General features: G+C 70.1%; 17 protein-coding genes. 9 read left to right on the top strand and 8 right to left on the bottom strand.

Annotated features, from left to right (window positions below; genetic code table 11):
- The first annotated feature begins 140 nt into the window (after positions 1-140).
- Entirely contained in the window at positions 141-1631 is a 1491-nt protein-coding gene (locus tag ACFHYQ_RS06725; RefSeq protein WP_394300204.1) for a M1 family metallopeptidase, read from the top strand.
- A 17-nt stretch (positions 1632-1648) separates the two neighbouring features.
- Here ACFHYQ_RS06725 and ilvA read toward each other — a convergent pair whose 3' ends face one another.
- Positions 1649-2863 carry a threonine ammonia-lyase gene (gene ilvA, locus ACFHYQ_RS06720; RefSeq protein ID WP_394300203.1) on the bottom strand — a complete coding sequence of 405 codons (1215 nt, stop codon included), beginning with the start codon at positions 2861-2863 and terminating at the stop codon, positions 1649-1651.
- A gap of 203 nt (positions 2864-3066) precedes the next feature.
- Between ilvA and ACFHYQ_RS06715 the strand changes: the two genes are divergently transcribed.
- A complete protein-coding gene (locus ACFHYQ_RS06715) occupies positions 3067-3948 on the top strand; it encodes a hypothetical protein (protein ID WP_394300202.1) in 882 nt (293 codons plus the stop codon).
- An 85-nt stretch (positions 3949-4033) separates the two neighbouring features.
- Here the strand turns inward: ACFHYQ_RS06715 and ACFHYQ_RS06710 are convergent, their stop codons facing one another.
- Both ACFHYQ_RS06710 and ACFHYQ_RS06705 read right to left on the bottom strand, forming a co-directional pair.
- On the bottom strand, positions 4034-5083 hold the full coding sequence (locus ACFHYQ_RS06710) for an ROK family protein (protein ID WP_394300201.1): 1050 nt from the start codon (positions 5081-5083) through the stop codon (positions 4034-4036).
- A 75-nt stretch (positions 5084-5158) separates the two neighbouring features.
- Positions 5159-6355: an FIST signal transduction protein gene (locus tag ACFHYQ_RS06705; RefSeq protein ID WP_394300200.1), complete on the bottom strand. Its 1197-nt coding sequence runs from the start codon at positions 6353-6355 to the stop codon at positions 5159-5161.
- Positions 6356-6493: 138 nt separating this feature from the next.
- On the opposite strand from ACFHYQ_RS06705, the gene ACFHYQ_RS06700 reads away from it, so the two are divergent.
- The 4 genes from ACFHYQ_RS06700 to ACFHYQ_RS06685 all read left to right on the top strand — a co-directional run bounded on the left by ACFHYQ_RS06700 (position 6494) and on the right by ACFHYQ_RS06685 (position 11733).
- The gene (locus tag ACFHYQ_RS06700; protein ID WP_394300199.1) at positions 6494-7903 is read left to right on the top strand and encodes a sigma 54-interacting transcriptional regulator; all 1410 of its coding nucleotides are present in this window, start codon (positions 6494-6496) and stop codon (positions 7901-7903) included.
- Positions 7900-9843: a vWA domain-containing protein gene (locus ACFHYQ_RS06695; RefSeq protein ID WP_394300198.1), complete on the top strand. Its 1944-nt coding sequence runs from the start codon at positions 7900-7902 to the stop codon at positions 9841-9843. Before ACFHYQ_RS06700 ends, ACFHYQ_RS06695 begins: the two co-directional genes overlap by 4 nt.
- Positions 9844-10019: 176 nt before the next feature.
- Positions 10020-10448, top strand: coding sequence for a hypothetical protein (locus ACFHYQ_RS06690; protein ID WP_394300197.1), 429 nt, complete (start codon positions 10020-10022; stop codon positions 10446-10448).
- A 67-nt stretch (positions 10449-10515) separates the two neighbouring features.
- A complete protein-coding gene (locus tag ACFHYQ_RS06685) occupies positions 10516-11733 on the top strand; it encodes an MFS transporter (protein WP_394300196.1) in 1218 nt (405 codons plus the stop codon).
- Between the two features lie 12 nt (positions 11734-11745).
- On the opposite strand, the gene ACFHYQ_RS06680 is transcribed toward ACFHYQ_RS06685, so the two are convergent.
- A complete protein-coding gene (locus ACFHYQ_RS06680) occupies positions 11746-12885 on the bottom strand; it encodes a cystathionine gamma-synthase (protein ID WP_394300195.1) in 1140 nt (379 codons plus the stop codon).
- 265 nt (positions 12886-13150) lie between these two features.
- Positions 13151-14521 (bottom strand): cystathionine beta-synthase, encoded by a 1371-nt coding sequence (locus tag ACFHYQ_RS06675; protein WP_394300194.1) that lies wholly within the window; start codon positions 14519-14521, stop codon positions 13151-13153.
- Between the two features lie 120 nt (positions 14522-14641).
- On the opposite strand from ACFHYQ_RS06675, the gene ACFHYQ_RS06670 reads away from it, so the two are divergent.
- The 3 genes from ACFHYQ_RS06670 to ACFHYQ_RS06660 all read left to right on the top strand — a co-directional run bounded on the left by ACFHYQ_RS06670 (position 14642) and on the right by ACFHYQ_RS06660 (position 18379).
- Positions 14642-15625 (top strand): SGNH/GDSL hydrolase family protein, encoded by a 984-nt coding sequence (locus tag ACFHYQ_RS06670; RefSeq protein ID WP_394300193.1) that lies wholly within the window; start codon positions 14642-14644, stop codon positions 15623-15625.
- 60 nt (positions 15626-15685) lie between these two features.
- Positions 15686-17071: a PQQ-binding-like beta-propeller repeat protein gene (locus tag ACFHYQ_RS06665; protein ID WP_394300192.1), complete on the top strand. Its 1386-nt coding sequence runs from the start codon at positions 15686-15688 to the stop codon at positions 17069-17071.
- An 87-nt stretch (positions 17072-17158) separates the two neighbouring features.
- On the top strand, positions 17159-18379 hold the full coding sequence (locus ACFHYQ_RS06660) for an acetyl-CoA C-acetyltransferase (RefSeq protein WP_394300191.1): 1221 nt from the start codon (positions 17159-17161) through the stop codon (positions 18377-18379).
- An 11-nt stretch (positions 18380-18390) separates the two neighbouring features.
- On the opposite strand, the gene ACFHYQ_RS06655 is transcribed toward ACFHYQ_RS06660, so the two are convergent.
- The 3 genes from ACFHYQ_RS06655 to ACFHYQ_RS06645 all read right to left on the bottom strand — a co-directional run bounded on the left by ACFHYQ_RS06655 (position 18391) and on the right by ACFHYQ_RS06645 (position 20055).
- Positions 18391-18801: a PPOX class F420-dependent oxidoreductase gene (locus ACFHYQ_RS06655; protein ID WP_394300190.1), complete on the bottom strand. Its 411-nt coding sequence runs from the start codon at positions 18799-18801 to the stop codon at positions 18391-18393.
- A gap of 81 nt (positions 18802-18882) precedes the next feature.
- Positions 18883-19101 carry a DUF4287 domain-containing protein gene (locus ACFHYQ_RS06650; protein WP_204018609.1) on the bottom strand — a complete coding sequence of 73 codons (219 nt, stop codon included), beginning with the start codon at positions 19099-19101 and terminating at the stop codon, positions 18883-18885.
- Between the two features lie 165 nt (positions 19102-19266).
- Positions 19267-20055 carry a Bax inhibitor-1/YccA family protein gene (locus ACFHYQ_RS06645; protein WP_394300189.1) on the bottom strand — a complete coding sequence of 263 codons (789 nt, stop codon included), beginning with the start codon at positions 20053-20055 and terminating at the stop codon, positions 19267-19269.
- Positions 20056-20538: the final 483 nt, after the last annotated feature.

Here is a 20538-nt window from a genome sequence, read left to right as displayed (position 1 = left end):
ACGCTATGGGTGATTTGTCAGACACGGCCCAGGGGTCCGCATGGGGATGGGACACTCTTTGCCCTTCTCCGGCTTTGATCGGCGAACGGCGCGGTGATCAAACGAGCCAAGTCCTCCTCCTCACATAAGGTGGCCTGGCCATGTCCGCGCTCCGTAGCCCCACAACACCCTCAGTGACCGCCGCGCTCGCCGCCGCGGTCCTCGCCGTCACCGCCGCGTGTTCGGGCGCGGTGGCCGCACCGACCCCCGCGCCCACCCCGGCCGCCGTACAGGGCGGCGATCCGGGCGGCGGACGGGACGGCCTGTTCGGGGCGATCACCTCGGGCACGATCGGCGCACCGGGCATCGGCGATCCCGCCTTCCCCGGGGACGGCAACGGCGGCTACGACGTACGGCACTACCGGCTGCGACTGTCCTACGACCCGGCGACCAAGCGACTGGCCGGCAGCGCGACGATCCGGGCCAGGGCCGTACAGGACCTGACCTCGTTCAACCTCGACCTGCGCGGGCTCACGGTGAGCCGGGTGGCCGTCGACGGCGCGACCGCCGGGTTCGGCCGCCAGGACGACGAGCTGACCATCCGACCGGCGTACCGGATCTCCAAGGGCGACAGGTTCGAGGTGACGGTCGACTACTCGGGCCTGCCGGAACCGATCCGCGACTACGTCAACCTCGGCACGTACGGCTTCGTGGCGACGGCCGACGGGTCGTTCGTGACCTCCGAGCCGAACGGGGCCAAGACCTGGTTCCCGTCCAACGACCACCCGGCCGACAAGGCCACGTACGACTTCGAGATCACCGTGCCGGCCGGCCTGACCGCGATCGCCAACGGCGAGCTCGACGGCGAGCCCAAGACGGTCGACGGGAAGACCACGTTCGTCTGGCGGGAAAAGCACCCGATGGCCAGCTACCTCGCCACGATGACGACCGGGAAGTTCGAGATCCGCACCGGAAAGAGCGAGAAGGGCCTGCCGGTCTACGCGGCCGTCGCCCCCGCCTTCCACGGCTCGCTCGACAACCTCTACACCGAGACGGCGAAGATCACCGACTACTGGTCGACCGTGTTCGGGCCCTACCCGTTCTCCTCGACAGGCGGCGTGATCGACGACTACTCCTCGGGATACGCGCTGGAGAACCAGACGAAGCCGATCTACGGCGGATTCTCCCCCGAAAGCGGCATCATCGCCCACGAGCTCGCCCACCAGTGGTTCGGCGACAGCGTGAGCATCACCCGGTGGAAAGACCTGTGGCTGAACGAGGGCTTCGCCACCTACGCGGAGTGGCTCTGGGCCGAGCACCGCGGCGAGGCCACGGCCGAGGCGCTGTTCAAGCGCTACTACGCGAACGCCGCCGACCCCATGTGGACCTACCCGCCGGGCGACGCCCGCGCCACCGACCTGTTCAACAACTCCGTCTACGTGCGCGGCGCGATGACGCTGCACGCCCTGCGCAAGGCGATCGGCGACGCCGTGTTCTTCCCGCTGCTCAAGAAGTGGACCACCGAGCACCGGTACGGCAATGTCACGACCGAGCAGTTCGTCGCGCTGGCCGAGCAGATGTCCGGCAAGAAGCTGACCGCTCTCTTCGACGCCTGGCTGTTCCAGCCGCGACGTCCCGCCGTCGTCGCCTGACCGACCAGTCCGCCCGCTCAGGAGAAGAGCAGCTTGTGGCCGTCACGGCGGAGGGCGGCGAGCACCTCGTCGCAGTGCCTGGGCCCCCTGGTCTCCAGCTGGAGCAGGACCTCGACCTCGTCCAGGTGCAGCCGGGAGCCCACCCGCTCGTGCACGACGTCGAGCACGTTGACCCCGAGCTCGGCCAGCCGGTGAAGCAGTGCGGCGAGCGCGCCCGGCCGGTCGGTCAGGCGGATCCGGAAGGCCAGGTAGCGCCCGGCCGCCGCCAGGCCGTGCCGCAGCACCCGGGCGAGCAGCAGCGGGTCGATGTTGCCGCCGGACACCACCGCGACGACCGGCGGATCGAACGCGTGCGGCTGGTCGAGCAGCGCGGCGACCCCGGCGACCCCGGCGGGCTCGACCAGCAGCTTCGACCGCTCCAGGCAGAGCAGCAGCGCCCGTGACAGCGACTCCTCCGAGACCGTGACCACCCGGTCGACCAGATAGTGGATCAGCTCGAACGGCAGTGCGCCCGGCCGTCCGACCGCGATGCCGTCCGCCATCGTCGAGGCCGGTTCGACCATGACCGGATGCCCGGCCGCGAGCGACTCCGGATAGGCGGCGGCCCGCTCCGCCTGCACGCCGATGACCCTGATCCCCGGCCGCAGCGACTTCACCGCGAGCGCGACGCCCGCCGCCAGGCCGCCGCCGCCGATCGGCAGCACGATCGTGGCCGCCTCGGGAAGCTGCTCGAGGACCTCCAGCCCGATCGTCCCCTGCCCGGCCACGACGTCGGAATGGTCAAACGGGTGGATGAACACCGCCCCGGTCCGGTCAGCATGCTCCTGCGCCGCCTGGAGTGCCAGATCGACCGTGTGCCCGGCGAAGACGACGTCAGCGCCGTACGCCCGGGTGGCCTCCACCTTGGGCAGCGGGGCGCCCTCGGGCATGTAGACGGTGGACTTGGCCCCCAGCAGCGTCGAACCGAGCGCGACGCCCTGGGCGTGGTTGCCCGCGCTGGCCGCCACGACGCCCCTGGCCCGCTCGTCGTCGCTGAGCCGCGCGATGCGGACGTAGGCGCCCCGAATCTTGAACGACCCGGCCCGCTGGATGTTCTCGCACTTGAGGTGTACGGGCCCCCCGACCGCCTCGGACAGCACCCGGGAGTGGAGCACGGGCGTCTGTACGGCCACGCCCTTGAGCAGTTCGCGTGCGGCGACGACATCGTCGTACGTCACCTGTGGGACAGCCATGAGTCAATCTTCGCAGGATCGCCCCCCGGAGGTGACGAACCTCCGCACGATGCGGGCGGCTGTCTTTCCCGGCGACAGGACGGCGACCGTGAATCAGGTCGCCGTCAAGGCCGTGGCAACCGGAGTGAAAGCGAGCGCCCGTAAAACATGAGGTGTCACAGCGACCCGGGAAAGCCCGGACCCGAGAATCAACGGAGAAGACGATGCGTACTCCCCACAAGATCATGGCAGCCGTCACGCTGGCCCTGGCCGCTGTTTCGGTGGCCTCCCCGTCGGCCTCGGCGGACAGCTCCCAGGCCGCCACCGCCGCCGCCACCGCCGCCGCCACCACCACCACCACCACCGCCTATCAGTACCGCGGTTACCACGGCCTGAGCTCCATTCTCAATATCACCCCGGGGATGAGGAGCGCGGGGTTGCGTCCCGTGGCCGTCTCAATCGGGCTGCAGGCGTCACAGGAAAAGTTCGCTGGATTCTGGGACAACAAGCCCGGTCCCGCCTACCTGCTTCAGAAGTGGATCGACGCCGACCGGTATCAGAAACTGTTCGACGAAAGCACCGGGGACGGCTACCAGCCCACCGTGGTGAGTGCGACGGGCAGCGGATCGCAAGCCTCATTCACCGCCCTCTTCCAGAAGAAGACGGGCAGGTTCTTCTCCCGTCACAACATCGGCACCAGCGAATTCGGCGGGGCCAACCTCTACGCGCGGCAGAACGGCTACATCCCCGTCTCGGTCAATGTGTACGGCACGGCGTCCAACCCGCGCTACGTAGCGGTCTGGGCGGACAATCCGTCCAGCATCACCTGGAGCCTCACGACTGCCACGCCCGCATCCCAGTACCAGCGTCTCTTCGATGCCCAGGTCCAGGCCGGATACCGGCCGTCCGCCATCGCGGTCGGTCCCGACGGGAAGTCCTACACGACGGTCTGGCGCAAGGACACGATCGGCACCTGGTACGCCTTCCACGGGTTGAGCGCCGCGCAGTACCAGGCGCGGTTCGACGAGATGACGGCCAAGGGCCTGTACCCGACCTGGATCGACATGGAGAACGGCGTCTACGCCGCCGTCTTCACCACCAGATGACAGGCCCTGTCCGGGCGGGTCACCGCCTCGCACCCAGCGCCGGCCCGCGTCCGACCACACCGGACGCGGGCCGGCGAGTCATGGGTCACCTGCGGTTTCCGGACGCCCGGGAGGCGTCGGCCGACCAGTAGGAACCGGCGGCGAGGATGAGGGCGGCCGCGCCGACGAGACCGGTGTCCTGGCCGAGCTCGGCCGGGACGACACGGACCCGGGAGGCGAACTCCATGCGGGTGTGCTCGCGCAGCGCCTCCCGAAGCGGATCGAAGAGCAGCGGTCCCGCCTGGGACAGCCCACCGCCGACGGTCACCACGTCGAGGTCGCAGAGGTTGGTCGCCGAGGCGATCGCGATGCCGAGGGCCCGCCCGGCGCGTGCCATCGCGGCCAGCGCGATCTCGTCGCCGGCCGCCGCGTCGGCGGCCAGCCGTCGCCCGGTCGCGGCGCCTGCCTCGCTGTATCCTCCGCTGTATCCGCCCGTCCGTGGCTCGCCCTTGCCCGGCTCCCCCGTGCCCGGCTCCGGCAGGCCTCCCGGTGACCAGCCGCGGGCCACCGCCCAGGCGGCGAGGCCCGGCCCCCGGGCGACCGCCTCCAGGCAGCCGAGCGCGCCGCACCCGCACAGCACCCCGCCGGGCTCGACCACCACGTGCCCGATGTGCCCGGCGTTGCCGGTGCCGCCGTCGATCAGCCGGCCGCCCAGGATCAGCCCGCCGCCGACGCCGGTGGACACGACCATGCCCAGCATGTTGTCGCTCCCCCGCCCGGCGCCGCGCCAGTGCTCGGCGACCGCGAGGCAGACGGCGTCGTTGTGGATCCGTACCGGAAGACCGGGAAAGCGCCGAGCCAGCCGCTCCCGGAGCGGGAAGCCCCGCCAGCCCGGGATGTTGAGCGGCGACACCTCGCCGGCCGGCCAGGTCATCGGGCCGCCGCAGCCGGCCCCCACTCCGGCCAGGCCCTCGGGGGCGCCCACATCGTCGATCAAATGGTCGATCAGCCCGGCCAGCGCCTCCCACAGGGTCTCCGCGTCACCGCCGGGCGGGGTCGCCGTGCGCCTGGCCGCGACCACCTGTCCGTCCGGCCCGACCAGACCCACCGCGAGCTTCGTGCCGCCGATGTCGGCGGCCAGCACAGATCCCGTCACGTGCCCATCCCAGTGCCCGTCGCGGGGTGGGGTCAAGCAGGATCGCGGCCGAGGCGCCCGTCACCCGGGCGTCCGTCACCTGAGCATCTGGCCGGGAGCCGGACCGGCGGAGAAGACCAGGAGGGATGCGGTGAAGCCGTGTACGTGGTTGTGGCCGCTGACCGGGCCCATCTCTCCGGCGGCGAAGAATCCCGCCACCCCGATCGGGCCGAGCATGTCCCGTACGGCGAGCGCGTCATGATCGGCCGACCCGAACATCGCCGAACCCCGGCCGTTACAGGAGAACAGCAGCGCGCCGTCGATCCGGCCGGCTCGCTGCACATGCGCGTCGAGCAGCGAGTAGAGATCCTCGTCGGCGGTCTCGGCATCCCTGACCTGGAAGCGTACGGTCCTGCCGATGTCCAGCACGTCGCCGACCGCGACGGCCTCGCGCTCGGGATCGATGCCGATGACGCCCCGGATGAGGAAGTCGCCCCGCTCGTGCCGCTCGGCGTACTCGTCCATGACCACGCCGATCTGTAACCCCGAGGCGACCAGTTCGCGGTCCTCCTCGTCGAGGGCGCTCACGATGTCCTCCAGGCGGCCCAGCGCGGGCTGGCCGGCCAGTTCGAGCAGCAGGTTCTCCTCGGCACGCGTGACCACCATGGAGGGCCCGATCGGGCGGCAGCCCTGGCTCACCACGGCGCCGACGTTCACCGGACCGCTGAGAACGACCCCGATCGCGCCTTCGGTGTGCACCTCGCCGTCGACGAACAGCCGTACCGAGCCCCGGCCGCCCAGCCCGTTGGCCAGGCCGCCGACGATCGGCAGGTCGCCCAGCACATCGCCCGAGTGCTCGATGAACGCGTCGGCGGGAAAGGTGTACGGATCCGCCAGCAGGATCGCCGCCCGGTCACCGGGGCCGCGCTCGGGCAGCCCCACGACCACGAACCTGTCCGCGGTCCGCAACGTGTCCAGGGCGAACGTGGCCACCCCGCCACCGCCGAATGACGCGGCCCAGGCACTGACGGACGGCTGGAGCTCGACTCCCTGGGCGTCTCCGATCACGCCGGTCGCGCTGCAGCCGATCACCCGGGCCTCCGGCGCCATGGCCATCGCCCGCAGCCCCGCCCGGGTCACTTCGTCGGGATCCTCTCCGCAGATGAAGAAGCACACCAGGTCAGGCGGGCCCGACAGGCCGGCCAGCGCCCGGCGGACGGCCGCCTCCGCCGTCTCCACCAGGTTGGCGCCAACGGCGAGACCGTCGGCGAAGCGGCTCGTGATTACCGCCATAGTCTCGCCCCTCTCAATCAACAGTCAGAGTCTTCTTGGCCATTTCTCCCCACTGAAAGGGCATCGACGCACGCAACCCTCATGGGATTACGGGAGATCGGGCTGCCGGATCACGACGTGGCGACGTAGTCTCATCAGGTGCACAAATCGCCCACGCCTGCTTCCGGCACTCTGCGCGAACTCCGTGACAGCGGCCACCGGCACCGCACGGTCAAGGCCGAGATCAGGGAGAACCTCCTGGCCCGGCTACGCTCGGGCGAGCCGCGGTTCCCCGGCATCGTCGGCTTCGACGAGACCGTGCTGCCCCACCTGGAACGGGCCCTGATCGCGGGGCACGACCTGGTGCTCCTCGGCGAGCGCGGTCAGGGCAAGACCCGGCTCATCCGCACGATCGTCGATCTGCTCGACGAGTGGTCGCCGGTCGTGGCCGGCTGCGAGATCAACGATCATCCGTACGCGCCGGTCTGCGCGCGGTGCCTGCGGCTCGCCGCCGAACTCGGCGGCGACCTGCCCGTCGCCTGGCGCCGCCGGGAGGACCGGTACGGCGAGAAGCTGGCCACGCCGGACACCTCCGTCGGCGACCTGATCGGCGACGTCGACCCCATGAAGATCGCCGAGGGACGCACGCTGGGCGATCCGGAGACCGTCCACTACGGCCTGGTGCCGCGCACGAACCGCGGCGTGTTCTCGGTCAACGAGCTGCCCGACCTGGCCGAGCGGATCCAGGTCGCGCTGCTCAACGTGCTGGAGGAGCGGGACATCCAGGTCCGGGGTTACAACCTGCGGCTGCCGCTCGACATCCTGTTGGTCGCCAGCGCCAACCCGGAGGACTACACCAACCGCGGCCGGATCATCACCCCGCTGAAGGACCGGTTCGGCGCGGAGATCCGCACCCACTATCCCCGGACCATCGACGACGAGCTGGCCCTGATCCGCCAGGAGGCCGCCCTCGGGGAGCTCGGCGCCGACCTCCCCGATCACCTGCTGGAGGTGATCGCCAGGTTCACCCGGCTGGTCCGCGAGTCGACCGCCGTCGACACCCGTTCCGGCGTGTCCGCCCGGTTCTCCATCGCCGCCGCCGAGACCGCCGCCGCCTCGGCCGTACGGCGGACCGCGCTGACCGGGGAGGAACGGCCGGTCACCCGGGTCTGCGACCTGCCGCAGGTGGTGCACACGCTGCGCGGAAAGGTCGAGTTCGAGGTCAGCGAGGAGGGCCGGGAGACCGAGGTGCTCGCCCACCTGCTGCGCCGGGCGACCGCCGAGACGTTCCGGGTCACGATCGGCGGGGCCGACCTGACGCCGCTGCTGGACAGGTTCGGCGAGGGCGCCCAGGTCGAGTCGGGCGAACTGGTGCCGGCGCACGAACTGCTGCGCCGGATCGGGCGGATCGACGGACTCTCGAAGATCATGGCCGGGCTGGGCATGGGTGAGGGCGACGAGTCGCCGGGCCACGCCGCGGCGGCCCTGGAGTTCGCCCTGGAGGGGCTGTACCTGATGCGCCGGCTGTCCAAGGACGAGGTGGCCGGGGGATCGGTCTACCGGACATGACCGGGTCGTACGCCTACCGGCGATACAGCGCCGGGCCGGACCCGCTGGCTCCGCCGTACGACGTGCGCTCGGCGCTCGACGACATGGGCGACGCGATCCTGTCGGGGTCCACGCCGCTCGACGCGCTGCGCGACCTGCTCCGGCGCGGCCTTCCCGGCGCCTCTGACCGGCGCGGGCTGGACGATCTCCTCCGGGCCGTACGGCGCCGCCGCGGCGAACTGCGGGAGAACACGCGACTCGACGGCACCCTGGAGCGGGTTCGCGCGCTGCTGGACAGGGCGATCGGTCAGGAACGGGCGGAACTGTCGCCGGATGAGGACGGCCGGTTCCGGGAGGCGCTCCTCGACGCGCTGCCGTCCGATCCCGCCCGCGCGATCCGGGAGCTGGCCGGCTACGGCTGGCGCTCGGCCGCCGCCCGGCGGACCTTCGAGGAGCTGCGCGACCTGCTGCGCCGGGAGGTGCTCGACAGCCGGTTCCGCGGCATGCGCGAGGCGCTGGCCGACCCGGATCCGGCGGCGATGGAGCGCGTCCGCCAGATGACGTCCGAACTGAGCGACATGCTGGACCGGGACGCGCGGGGCGAGCACACCCAGGAGGACTTTGACCAGTTCATGCGGAAATACGGGGACATGTTCCCTGAAAACCCGCGGAACTTGGAGGAGCTGGTCGACCAGCTCGCCCGCCGCGCCGCCGCCGCGCAGCGGCTGCTCGCCTCGCTGACCCCGCGGCAGCGCGCCGAACTGGCGGCGCTCATGGAGCAGACGCTGGAACAGGCCGGCCTGGCCGAGCAGATGCGCCGTCTCGGCGACGCCCTCCAGGCCCGCCGCCCCGACATCGGCTGGGGGGCGCCGGAGCAGGTCTCCGGCCATCAGCCGATGGACATGGGCGACGCGGTGAGCGCCCTGGAGGAGCTCGCCGACCTGGGCGACCTGGAGACCACGCTCCGGCAGGTCTACCCCGGCGCGCGGCTCGACGACATCGACGAGGAGGCGGTCCGCCGGGCACTCGGCCGGTCGGCCGTGGACGATCTGGAGGCCCTGCGGCGGGTCGAACGGGAGCTGGAGGCCCAGGGTTACCTTCGGCGGCATCGCGGCAAGCTCGAGCTCACCCCGAAGGCCGTGCGCCGGCTGGGCGAGACCGCGCTGCGCCGGGTGTTCTCGTCACTGGAGTCGGGCCGCCGCGGCGATCACGACCAGCGTGACGCCGGCACGGCCGGAGAGCCGACCGGGTCCAGCCGGCCCTGGCGGTTCGGTGACGAGCAGCCCATCGACGTCGTGCGCACGGTCGTCAACGCCGTACGGCGCGGCGGCCGGTCCCCGGTGACCCTGTCCGTGGACGACTTCGAGGTGGCCGAGACCGAGCGCAGAAGCGCCGCGGCGGTGTGCCTGCTGGTCGACCTGAGCTATTCGATGGCCCTGCGCGGCACCTGGGCGGCGGCCAAGCAGACGGCGCTCGCGCTCCAGGCGCTGGTGGCCGCCAAGTTCCCCCAGGACGCCGTGCAGATCATCGGGTTCTCGAACTACGCGCGGGTGCTGCGGGCCGACGAGCTCGCCGCGCTGGAGTGGGACATGGTGCAGGGCACCAACCTGCATCACGCACTGCTGATCGCGGGCCGCCACCTCGACCGGCACCCCGATTTCGAACCGGTCGTCCTGGTGGTCACCGACGGCGAGCCGACCGCGCACCTCATGCCGAGCGGCGTGCCGCGGTTCGACTGGCCGCCGTCGCCGGAGACCCTGACGCTGACCCTCGCCGAAGTCGACAAGATGACCAGGCGGCGGGCCACCATCAACATCTTCATGCTCGCCCCCGACGACCGGCTGCGCGATTTCGTCGACGAGATCGCCCGGCGCAACGGCGGCCGGGTCTTCTCCCCCGACGCCGACCGCCTCGGCGAATACGTGGTGAGTGATTTCCTCCGCGCCCGCACCCGCCGCTGACGCACCGCCAGGCGGTCACCCCGGCGAATCTCGCGAGGCATTTACCCTCGCCGGATCCTCCGCCGCAGCTTTCCTCACCCATCCAGAGGGCAGATCATCGCCCGCCGCGGGGACGCCGAACGCCGACGACGCCGTTCGGGACGATCGGGCCGATCGAAGGGCGATAACCTCGGCACATGTCGTTCTCTGACCTGCTGCTGTGGCTGCACGTGGGATTCGCGATCTTCGCGATCGGGCCGCTCACGGCGGTGACAAGCGTCACCCCTCGCTACATCCGCGCACGCGACCTCAACGTGCTGCGCTACCTCAACCGCTCCACCCGGCTGTTCGGGCTGCTGACGCTGGGCGTGTTCCTCTTCGGCATGCTGCTGGGCAGTGGCGTACTGGGCCGACCCTACCTGTCCGCGTCGATGACGCTGTTCGTCGTGGCGGCGGTGCTATTGATGATCATTGAGCGTGATCAGCGCACCGCGATTCAGGCGCTGTCCACCGAGACCACGGAGGACGACGCCAAGGTGCAGACCGGGCGGATCGCCGCGCTCTCCGGCATCACCGCCCTGATCTGGCTGGTCATCCTCGCCCTCATGGTCTTCTTCAACCCGTAAACGATTCCCGCTTTCCCTCTGTGTCCGGTAGAACGTTTTTGGCCGAAAACGGGGGAAAGAGGATCGGGTGCACCTTACGTCGCGACGCCGTGCGACCTGGGCGCTGGTCGCCCTCGCCGTCGGCGCCTTCACCTATGTCACCGCCGAACTGCTGCCCATCGGACTGCTGACGGTGATGGCCGCCGACCTGCACCGGTCGCAGGCCGAAACGGGCCTGCTCGTCACCGGGTACGCCGCGGTGGTGGTGCTGGCGTCGCTGCCGCTCACCCGGCTCACCCACCGGGTGCCGCGGCGCACGCTGCTGATCGTCACCCTGGGCGTGTTCGTCGCCGGGACGCTGCTGACCGCGGTGGCGCCGAACTATCCGGTGCTGCTCGGCGGGCGGCTGCTGGTCGCGGCCACCCAGGCGCTCTTCTGGTCGGTCGCGACCCCGGCCGCGGCCGCGATGTTCCCCCCGGAGTTCCAGGGGCGGGCCATCGCCCGGATGTCGATCGGCAGCGCCCTCGCCCCCGTCCTCGGCGTGCCGACCGGCACCTGGCTCGGCCAGCAGTTCGGCTGGCGCACCGCGCTGGTCCTGACCGCCGCGGTCGGCCTCGTCACCTGCGTCACCATCGCGACGCTGATGCCCGGCGGCCGGCGAGCGGGAGCGGGTGCGGACGGCCACGGGCCGGACCGGGGGGTGACCCCGGACGTCCGCCGCTACGCCCTCCTCATCGTCGCCACCGTGATCGGGGTGGGCGGGTACCTCACCGCATTCACCTACATCACTCCGTTCCTGCTGGAGTTCAGCGGCTTCGCCCCGGCCGCGCTCAGCCCGCTGCTGCTCGCGTCCGGGATCGCCGGCGTCGGCGGGACGATCGCGATCGGCCGGCTGATCGACACCAGGCCCCGTACGGCGCTGCTCGCACCGCTGACCCTCATCACCGGCGCGCTGCTCACCCTGTACGCCTTCGGGGCCGTACGCCCGGTGGCGGTGGCGGCCCTCTGCGTCACGGGCCTGTCGTTCAGCGCGCTGGCCGCCGCCATCGCGAGCCGCGGGCTGCAGGTGGCCCCGGGCAGCACGGACATGGCCTCCGCCGGCACCGGGTCGGCCTTCAACGTCGGCATCGCGGGCGGCTCGCTGCTCGGCGGCGCACTCATCGACCACACGGGCGTCCGGAGTGTGACCGTGGCCGCCGCCGTGCTGACCGCGGCGGCGCTCGCCGTCCTGCTGTGCGAACGGTGGCTGCCCGCCGCCGGTTCCGCCGCGCCGGGCCGTGCCGCCCCGGCGCGGAGCGGAAGCTAGCGCCCTGGCGCCTCAGCCCAGGGCTTCGGAGAGGTCGGCGAGGAGGTCGTCGACGGTCTCGATGCCGACGGACAGCCGGACGAGATCGGCGGGGACCTCCAGCGGCGACCCGGCGGCCGACGCGTGGGTCATCCGGCCGGGGTGCTCGATCAGCGACTCGACACCGCCGAGCGACTCTCCGAGCGTGAAGAGCCTGGTCCGGTCGCAGATCTCGACCGCGGCCTCCTCGCCGCCGGCGACACGGAACGACACCATGCCGCCGAACCGCCGCATCTGCTTGGCCGCGACCTCATGCCCGGGGTGATCCGGCAGCCCCGGATACAGCACCTGGGTCACCTTCGGATGCGACAGCAGCAGGTCGGCCACCCGCTCGGCGTTGTCGCAGTGCCGGTCCATCCGTACGCCCAGGGTCTTCAGGCCGCGCAGGGTCAGCCACGCGTCGAACGGCCCGGCCACCGCGCCCATCGCGTTCTGGTGGTAGGCGAGCCGCTCCCCCAACTCGGCCGAACCGGCGACCAGCGCGCCGCCGACCACGTCGGAGTGGCCCCCGACGTACTTGGTCGTCGAGTGGACCACCACGTCGGCACCGAGCGCCAGCGGCTGCTGTAGGTACGGCGAGGCGAACGTGTTGTCCACCAGCAGCAGCGCATCCACGTCGTGGGCGACCTCCGCCAGCGCGGCGATGTCCGCGATGCCCAGCAGCGGGTTGGTGGGGGTCTCCACCCAGATCGCCTTGGTCTCCGGCCGTACGGCCGCGCGCACGGCGTCGACGTCGCCGACCGGGACCGGGTCGAAGGACAGGCCCCAGCCCTCCAGCACCTTGGCGAACAGCCGGTAGGTGCCGCCGTACGCGTCGTCGGGGATCAGGACATGGTCGCCGGGCCGGCACACCGTGCGAAGCAGCGTGTCCTCGGCCGCCAGGCCGGACGCGAACGCGAGACCGCGGACACCGCCCTCCACGGCGGCGATCGCCTCCTCCAGCGCGGTCCGGGTCGGGTTCGCCGATCGGCTGTATTCGTATCCGGCCCGCAGCCCGCCCACGCCGTCCTGCTTGTAGGTCGAGACGGCGTAGATGGGCGGCACAACGGCACCGGTGTGCGGGTCAGCCTCCTGGCCTGCGTGGATGGCCAGCGTTTCGAAGCCATGGTTCATGCCGTCGAGACTAGCCACCGCAGAAGCCCCCCCGTACCCGTGATCTTGCAGTTTCTCGCAGGCGAGCCACCTGAACTGCGAAAATGCCGTTCATGATCTTGCACTAGCGAGTGCAAGATCATGAACGGCATTTTCGCTGCTCAGTGCATAGGATTGCGAGAAACTGCAAGATCACGAAAGGGGGATGCCCTGATCAGGGCCCCGTGTGCAAGTATTCGCAAGATCACGGCATGGGGGTGGGGGGGTGGGGGGTGGCGAAGGGGGCTTAGTGGATGGCCAGGAAGGCGAGGAGGTCCTGCCGGGTGATCAGGCCGACGGGCTTGCCGTCGTCGAGCACCACGGCCGCGTCGGCCTTCTGCAGCGCCTCGACCGCCCGGGCCACCGGCTCCCCAGAACCGATCATGGGCAGCGGCGCGGACATGTGGTCGTCGAGACGGTCCTCCGAACGCACCTTGCCGCGGTAGAGGCCCTCCAGAAGGTCCCGCTCGACGATCGAGCCGACGACCTCGGCCGCCATTACCGGGGGCTCCTCCTTCATCACCGGCAACTGGGACACCCCGTACTCACGCATGATCGAGATGGCGGTGCCGACCGACTCGTGCGGGTGCACGTGGACGAACTGCGGCAGCCCCGACTTCTTGCGGCCGAGTACGTCACCGACCAGCCCCTCCTCGCTCGAGGTGGTGAGGAACCCGTAGTCGGCCATCCACTCGTCATTGAAGATCTTCGACAGGTATCCGCGCCCGCCGTCCGGCAGCAGCACCACGACGACGTCGTCCGGCCCGGCCTTCTGCGCCACCCGCAGCGCCGCCACGACGGCCATCCCGCACGATCCGCCGACGAGCAGCGCCTCCTCCCGGGCCAGTCGGCGCGTCATGAGGAAGGAGTCCCGGTCGGAGACCGCGATGACCTCGTCGCAGATCGTCGCGTCGTAGGTGGCCGGCCAGATGTCCTCGCCGACACCCTCCACGAGGTAGGGACGGCCGGTGCCACCGGAGTAGACCGACCCCTCCGGGTCCGCACCGATGATCTTCACCTTGCCGCCGGAGACCTCCTTGAGGTACTTCCCGGTGCCGCTGATCGTGCCGCCGGTCCCGATGCCGGCGACGAAGTGGGTGATCCTTCCCTCGGTCTGCTCCCAGATCTCCGGGCCCGTCGAGTGATAGTGACTCGCCGGGTTGTCGGGGTTGGAGTACTGGTCCGGCTTCCAGGCGTTCGGCGTCTCCCTGGCCAGCCGGTCGGAGACCGAGTAGTACGAGTCCGGATGGTCGGGCGAGACGGCGGTCGGGCACACCACGACCTCGGCCCCGTACGCGCGCAGCACGGCGATCTTGTCCTGGGCCACCTTGTCCGGGCACACGAACAGGCAGCGGTAGCCCTTCTCCTGCGCGACGATGGCCAGCCCGACGCCCGTGTTGCCGGAGGTCGGCTCGACGATCGTCCCGCCGGGCCTGAGCGCGCCGCTCCGCTCGGCGGCCTCGATCATCCGCAGCGCGATCCGGTCCTTGACCGAACCGCCCGGGTTGAAGTACTCCACCTTGGCCAGCACCTGGGCGGGCGCGCCGGCCGCCACCTTGCGCAGCCGGACGAGCGGCGTGTTGCCCATCAGCTCGACCAGCGAGTCGTGTACGCGCACCGAGAAGACCACCTTGATTACCGAAGCTTTGTCAGCCTGCCCGCCGCCGAAGTCCCGTAGGGGTGGCCGGGGCTCGGCTAATTTCTCTCCCAAACCGTACCGCCAGCCGAGGGGAGAACCGTGTTCTGGACGTCGGGAGCGGCCCGTGCCGCACGGCGCATCGCCACCGCCGCCGCACTGGGGGGTGGCGGCCTGACCGCACTCGGCGCGCTCACGTACGGGCTGCTCATCGCGGAGGCGATGGTCGCCCGCAAGATCGTCGGCCGTCCGCACGGCGAGACCGGCCCCGCCTCGGACGGCGTCTACGGGCCGCTCCCCGGCGACGCCGCCCCCGGGGAGCCGATCAGCATGGTCATGCTCGGCGACTCCACCGCCGTCGGCCTGGGATTGACCGACCCGGCCGACACCCCCGCCGTCAACATCGCGCTCGGCCTCGCCACCGTCGCCGAGCGCCCCGTGCGGCTGCACGTGTACGGCGAGTCCGGCGCCGAGTCGGTCCATCTGGACGGGCAGATCGACCGGGCCATCGAGGAAGGCCCCGACATCGCCGTCGTCTTCATCGGCGCCAACGACGTGACGAGCGCGACTTCGCCGGCCCGTGCCGTACGGCACCTGCAGGCGGCGGTGCGGCGGCTACGCGAGGCCGGCGCGGAGGTGGTCGTCGGGACCTGCCCCGACCTGGGCACGATCCGCCCGATCGCCCAGCCGCTGCGCTGGGTGACCCGGCGCTGGTCCCGTCTGCTCGCGGCCGCCCAGACAGTCGCCGTCATCGAGGCGGGCGGCCGGACCGTGGCCTTCGCCGACCTCCTGGGGCCCGAGTTCGAGGCCAACCCGGCCGAGATGTTCGGACCTGATCGTTATCATCCATCTGCCCAAGGTTACCTACAATCCGCGTACGCGGTGCTACCGTCTGTATGCGCCGCGTTGGGGTTGTGGCCCGAGTCAGAACCCCTGCGCGGTAAAGGATCGCAACTGGCGGCAATGGCCGTAGAGGAACCCGGCACCGAGGTCACCGCGACCCGGGGCGCCGGCGAGGCGGTCGGCCCCCCTGGACGACGGGCCGCCCTGCTGCGCCGACGGTCTGGGCCGCTGTCGAACGGCTGAGTCCGACTACTTTCCGCGGCCAGGCCATGACCCCCTGTGGCACCCCTCTGTAGGAGCGATATGACCCGGCCCCACCCGAGACCCGTTCTGACCCTCACCACCACCGTCCTGCTGGCAACCGGGGCGCTGGCAGGCTGTTCCGGCGGTGACGCGGAAACGGACCACCCCACCTGGGATAACGCGCAGGTGAACGCCGTCAGCCGCGCCACGATGGGAGCCGGCGTGGCGGCGGCCACCTCGATGAAGTCCGACGGCATGCTGGAGACCGTGGTCCTCGACCTGGCCAGCGGCCGGAAGCTGTGGGCCCAGCCGACGACGATGACCGGCCGCCTGCCGGGGATGGGGGTGCAGGCCCCCGCCACCGTCGAGATCGGCGGCGGCCGGGCCGTGGTCGTCGCCCTCACCCCCTCAAGCGACCAGAACAGCCAGAACAACAAGGACAAACAGAGCAAGCAGCGGGCCACCCTCACCGCCAGGGACGCGCGCACCGGACGCCAACTGTGGACCCGGCCCATCCACTCGACCTTCGGCCCCCAACGCTGCGGGCCGTACGTCTGCCTCTCGGAGGACACCGAACTCTCGTCGGCCCGCATGGTCGTCCTGGAGCCCCAGACCGGTAAGACACTGTGGCGGCTGCCCGGCATCTCGGAGGTCGAGTGGTCGGACCGCAACCGCGTCGTGCTGCTGCGGCTCGCGTCCCACCCGGTGGTCGAGGCGCACGAACTGAAGGACGGCAAGGCGGTCTGGCAGCTCCCGATCGAGCAGGCCCTCGGCCCGGGGGTCGACCTGTCCGGCGGCTGGGCCTTCGGCGCGACCGGCGACAAGCTCGTCGGCTACGTCGCCCCCTACACCAATCCGCAGACCAAGGAGACCTCGACGTTCGGGCTGTTCTCCGTACGGCTCGCGAACGGCGTGGTCGACTGGATGCGGCCGTCGGTGGTCCGCGTCTACCCCAGCGGCAACCCGGCGTTCGCGCCGGTGGTCCGTCCGGTGGACGAGCAGGGGCAGTACGGCGGCTTCGCCCGGCTCGACGCGGAGACGGGGCGGGTGCTCGGCCAGATCACCCCGGGTCAGGTGCCGGGCTCGGGCTGGTGGCTGGCGTTCCCCCAGGGCATGGACAAGCTGGGCTTCCTCAAGCGGGACAAGGCCGGCTCGGTCTTCGATCTCTCCAGCGGGGAACCGACCCCGGTGAAGGGGGCCAGCGGGTGGTCGTTCTGCGTGACCGACCCCAAACCGCTGCCGCTACGCGGGATGACCCCCGGGTTCTACTCGATCGCCGCGCTGTGCGAGTTCGACCTCGCCACCGGCAAGCGGATCACCTCGTCGACCGCGCCGCCCGCGTGGTTCACCGGCAGCCAGGGCGGCTGGCGGTTGTGGCGGGACGAGAAGGGCGCGATACACGCCGTCAAGGACGGCACCGCCACCACTCCCGGCATGTACGGGTGACCACCCGAAGATTGTTCCGGACCAAAGGGTAACCTCCTGCCAAGAAGGCCACCGGAACCGGTGGCGTAGAAGCAAGGGGAGGGCCACATGCCCGAGGCAGTCATCGTGGCGACCGCGCGGTCGCCGATCGGCCGCGCGTTCAAGGGGTCGCTCAAGGACGTCCGTCCCGACGACCTGACCGTCCAGATGATCCAGGCCGCGCTGGCCAAGGTGCCACAGCTCGACCCGCGTGACGTGGACGACCTGATGCTCGGGTGCGGCCTGCCCGGCGGCGAGCAGGGCTACAACATGGCACGTGTGGTGGCGGTGCTGCTCGGCCTCGACGGTGTGCCGGGCACCACCATCACCCGTTACTGCTCGTCCTCGCTGCAGACGACCCGGATGGCGTTCCACGCGATCAAGGCAGGCGAGGGCGACGTGTTCATCTCGGCCGGGGTTGAGATGGTCTCCCGGTTCGTGAAGGGCAACTCGGACTCACTCGAAGACACCAAGAACCCGGTCTTCGAAGAGGCGCAGGCGCGGACGGAAGAGGCCAAGAAGGGCGGCGTCCCGGTGTGGCACGACCCGCGCGAGGACGGCATCCTGCCCGACATCTACATCGCGATGGGGCAGACCGCGGAGAACGTGGCGGCGCTGAAGGGGGTGTCGCGGCAGGACCAGGACGAGTTCGGCGTACGGTCGCAGAACCTCGCGGAGAAGGCGATCGCGAACGGCTTCTGGGCCGGCGACATCACCCCGGTCACGCTTCCCGACGGGAGCGTGGCCAGCAAGGACGACGGCCCGCGCGCCGGGACGACGTACGAGGCGGTCTCCCAGCTCAAGCCGGTCTTCCGTCCCGATGGCACGATCACGGCCGGCAACTGCTGCCCGCTGAACGACGGGGCGGCCGCGGTGATCGTGATGAGCGACACCAAGGCAGCGGAGCTGGGGATCACGCCGCTGGCACGGATCGTCTCGACCGGCGTCACCGGGCTCTCCCCCGAGATCATGGGTCTCGGGCCGATCGAGGCCTCCCGGCAGGCCCTCGCCCGGGCCGGGATGTCCATCGGCGACGTGGACCTCGTCGAGATCAACGAGGCGTTCGCCGCCCAGGTCATCCCGTCGTACCGGGAGCTCGGCATCGACATCGACCGCCTCAACGTGAACGGCGGAGCCATCGCGGTCGGGCACCCGTTCGGCATGACGGGCGCCCGACTCACTTCCACATTGATCAACAGCCTCCGTTTCCACGACAAGACCATCGGTCTCGAGACGATGTGCGTGGGCGGCGGCCAGGGCATGGCGATGGTCCTGGAGCGGCTCGCCTGATCGGTGTTCTGTCAGCCGTGGTGGTCCGGGCCGGCGCGGGTGGGCGTGATTCGAATGATCACCCGCTTCTCCCGGACCATCGCGGAACGGTAGTCGTCCCAGTCGGGGTGCTCCCCGCTGACGCGCCGGTAGTAGTCGACCAGATGGTCCATCGCCTCCGGCAGCGAGATGATCTCGACGGTGCCCTCGACCTGGATCCACGGACCGTAGAAGGCGTCCGTCATCACGGTGAGGAACGTCTGCGGATGCTTGCGGAGGTTGCGGGTCTTGATCGCGGTCTCGCGGCTGCTGACCACGATGTACCCGTCCTCGTCGCAGCCGACAGTGACCGGTGACATCTGCGGCCGGCCGTCAGGGTACTGGGTGAGCATGACGGCCCGGTGGTTGGTCCGGGTGAATTCACGAGCCTTGTCTAGATCCATAACACAATGATGCACTCGCACCGGTGATGGTGCGAGCGCATCATGTTCGAGCTGGGGTCGCGGTCCGTTCCCTAGGACTCCCTAGGCCCTCCGCCGGCGCTCGTGCTCCTTGACGATCGCCGCCGCGTAGCCGTGGCTGATCCCGTGTTCGTCGGCCAGCCACTTCGCCCGTTCTTCACAGCGTAGGAATGATGGACCGTTGTCAATGGTTTGGAACCACTCCGGGAGGTCGCGTCCGGTGATGGACGAGACGCGGGCGATCAGCTTGGTCTGTGTCTCCGGCGAGTGGTTCAGCGACATGGGCACCTCCACGAAAACGCTGCTTTGTGTCACCCTGCATCACCGACTCTCGCTTGACAAGACCCTGACGTCATCGATTTGTTACAGGATGTTGATCGAAGGTGCCGATGCCTTCCAGCTCGTCCTGGTATGACGCCATCTGCTGTGGCGCCTGGGGCGGGGAGGTCAATCGCTGCTGGTGAAGTAGCTGATGAAGCGGAGGATCTCCAGGTAGAGCCAGACCAGGCTCAGCGTCAGGCCGAACGCCATCAGCCAGGAGCAGCGCTCAGGCACGCCGGCCCGCACGCTCTGCTCGATGTCGCTGAAGTCGAGGAGGAGGAAGAAGCAGCCGAGCAGGATCATCGCCACGCTGAAGATCCAGCCCATCGGGGTGTCGGTGCGCAGGCCGAGGCCTCCGCTGACGAAGATGCTCGCAATCCAGTTGAGAAGCATGAGGCCGACCGCGGCGAAGCCGGCGGCGATCACGAACTTGGTGAACTTCGGCGTGGGCCGGAAGATCTTGAGCGCGTAGACGGCCAGGGTGCCGCCGAAGGCCACCATTGTGCCGAGGACCGCCTGCAGGACGATCCCGTTGTAGACCATCTCGTAGGCGTGGCTCACAACACCGATCGCGACGCCGTAGCAGACCGCGTAGCCGAGGATGAGTGCCGGGTTCGTGCTCTGCTTGAACGAGACGATCAGCGCGAGGATCACGCCGACCAGGGCCGCCGGCATGGCGATGGCCAGGGACAGGTTGAAGTACCATGCCAGCGCCGCCGTGACGACCAGCGTGCCCAGCGTCATGAAACCGCGCACGACGACGTCGTCGATCGTCATCGTCCGCTCGGCGGTCGGCGGAGCGTACGACGGAGCGCCGTACATGGCGTTCAACTGCTCGACGCTCGGCGCGGGGGTGGACCAGGTCCGCTGACCGCCCGCCCCACGTCGGCTGAATATGGGGTTCCTGCTCTGCATCGCTGCTTGCCTCCAGGACGCGATTCGCTGATCAGCCTCTCGCACGGCTTTATCTGGGGATGTTGCCCGGGGAACGACACGCGCACAAGTCCTGCCACTCCACCACGTCGTCCAACGGTCAGCATCCGCTTCCGGTTCCCGGGCCGTCGCCCACACTATGGCAGAGGTAGCGAAAGATGGCCCATTCTTTTGCCTGAGGCAGTCCTGGCCGGTGCCGGCTTCCCATCAGTGGCCTCAGGAAACCACTGCCCGCCAGCGGAAACGCCCGCCGATCCCGCGCGCGGCCACCGCTTCGGCCGACGGTCAAACTAGGATGCTTCCTTTACTTGATGAATTCAAGTCTAGTGCTAGCGTGACGATTAAAGATGGAGAGATGAGGCACCAGGCTAGGAAAAAACACGCAACGGAAACGCCGTCCCGATCTCGTCATGGAGCGCAGCGGCCGAACCGCCGGCAAGATCGTCGCTCCCGGCCCGAATTCCG

The sequence above is a fragment of the Sphaerimonospora cavernae genome, assembly GCF_042435035.1.
GTDB lineage: Bacteria > Actinomycetota > Actinomycetes > Streptosporangiales > Streptosporangiaceae > Sphaerimonospora > Sphaerimonospora cavernae.
The sequence above is the reverse complement of the archived record's forward strand: the minus strand, read 5'-3'. Positions and strand labels throughout refer to the sequence as shown.

Excerpts from the sequence above, each read along its gene's own strand:
- ACFHYQ_RS06725 (WP_394300204.1), top strand. The coding sequence starts at position 141 with ATGTCCGCGCTCCGTAGCCCCACAACACCCTCAGTGACCGCCGCGCTC.
- ilvA (WP_394300203.1), bottom strand. The coding sequence starts at position 2,863 with ATGGCTGTCCCACAGGTGACGTACGACGATGTCGTCGCCGCACGCGAA.
- ACFHYQ_RS06715 (WP_394300202.1), top strand. The coding sequence starts at position 3,067 with ATGCGTACTCCCCACAAGATCATGGCAGCCGTCACGCTGGCCCTGGCC.
- ACFHYQ_RS06705 (WP_394300200.1), bottom strand. The coding sequence starts at position 6,355 with ATGGCGGTAATCACGAGCCGCTTCGCCGACGGTCTCGCCGTTGGCGCC.
- ACFHYQ_RS06695 (WP_394300198.1), top strand. The coding sequence starts at position 7,900 with ATGACCGGGTCGTACGCCTACCGGCGATACAGCGCCGGGCCGGACCCG.
- ACFHYQ_RS06690 (WP_394300197.1), top strand. The coding sequence starts at position 10,020 with ATGTCGTTCTCTGACCTGCTGCTGTGGCTGCACGTGGGATTCGCGATC.
- ACFHYQ_RS06680 (WP_394300195.1), bottom strand. The coding sequence starts at position 12,885 with ATGAACCATGGCTTCGAAACGCTGGCCATCCACGCAGGCCAGGAGGCT.
- ACFHYQ_RS06665 (WP_394300192.1), top strand. The coding sequence starts at position 15,686 with ATGACCCGGCCCCACCCGAGACCCGTTCTGACCCTCACCACCACCGTC.
- ACFHYQ_RS06660 (WP_394300191.1), top strand. The coding sequence starts at position 17,159 with ATGCCCGAGGCAGTCATCGTGGCGACCGCGCGGTCGCCGATCGGCCGC.
- ACFHYQ_RS06655 (WP_394300190.1), bottom strand. The coding sequence starts at position 18,801 with ATGGATCTAGACAAGGCTCGTGAATTCACCCGGACCAACCACCGGGCC.
- ACFHYQ_RS06650 (WP_204018609.1), bottom strand. The coding sequence starts at position 19,101 with ATGTCGCTGAACCACTCGCCGGAGACACAGACCAAGCTGATCGCCCGC.
- ACFHYQ_RS06645 (WP_394300189.1), bottom strand. The coding sequence starts at position 20,055 with ATGCAGAGCAGGAACCCCATATTCAGCCGACGTGGGGCGGGCGGTCAG.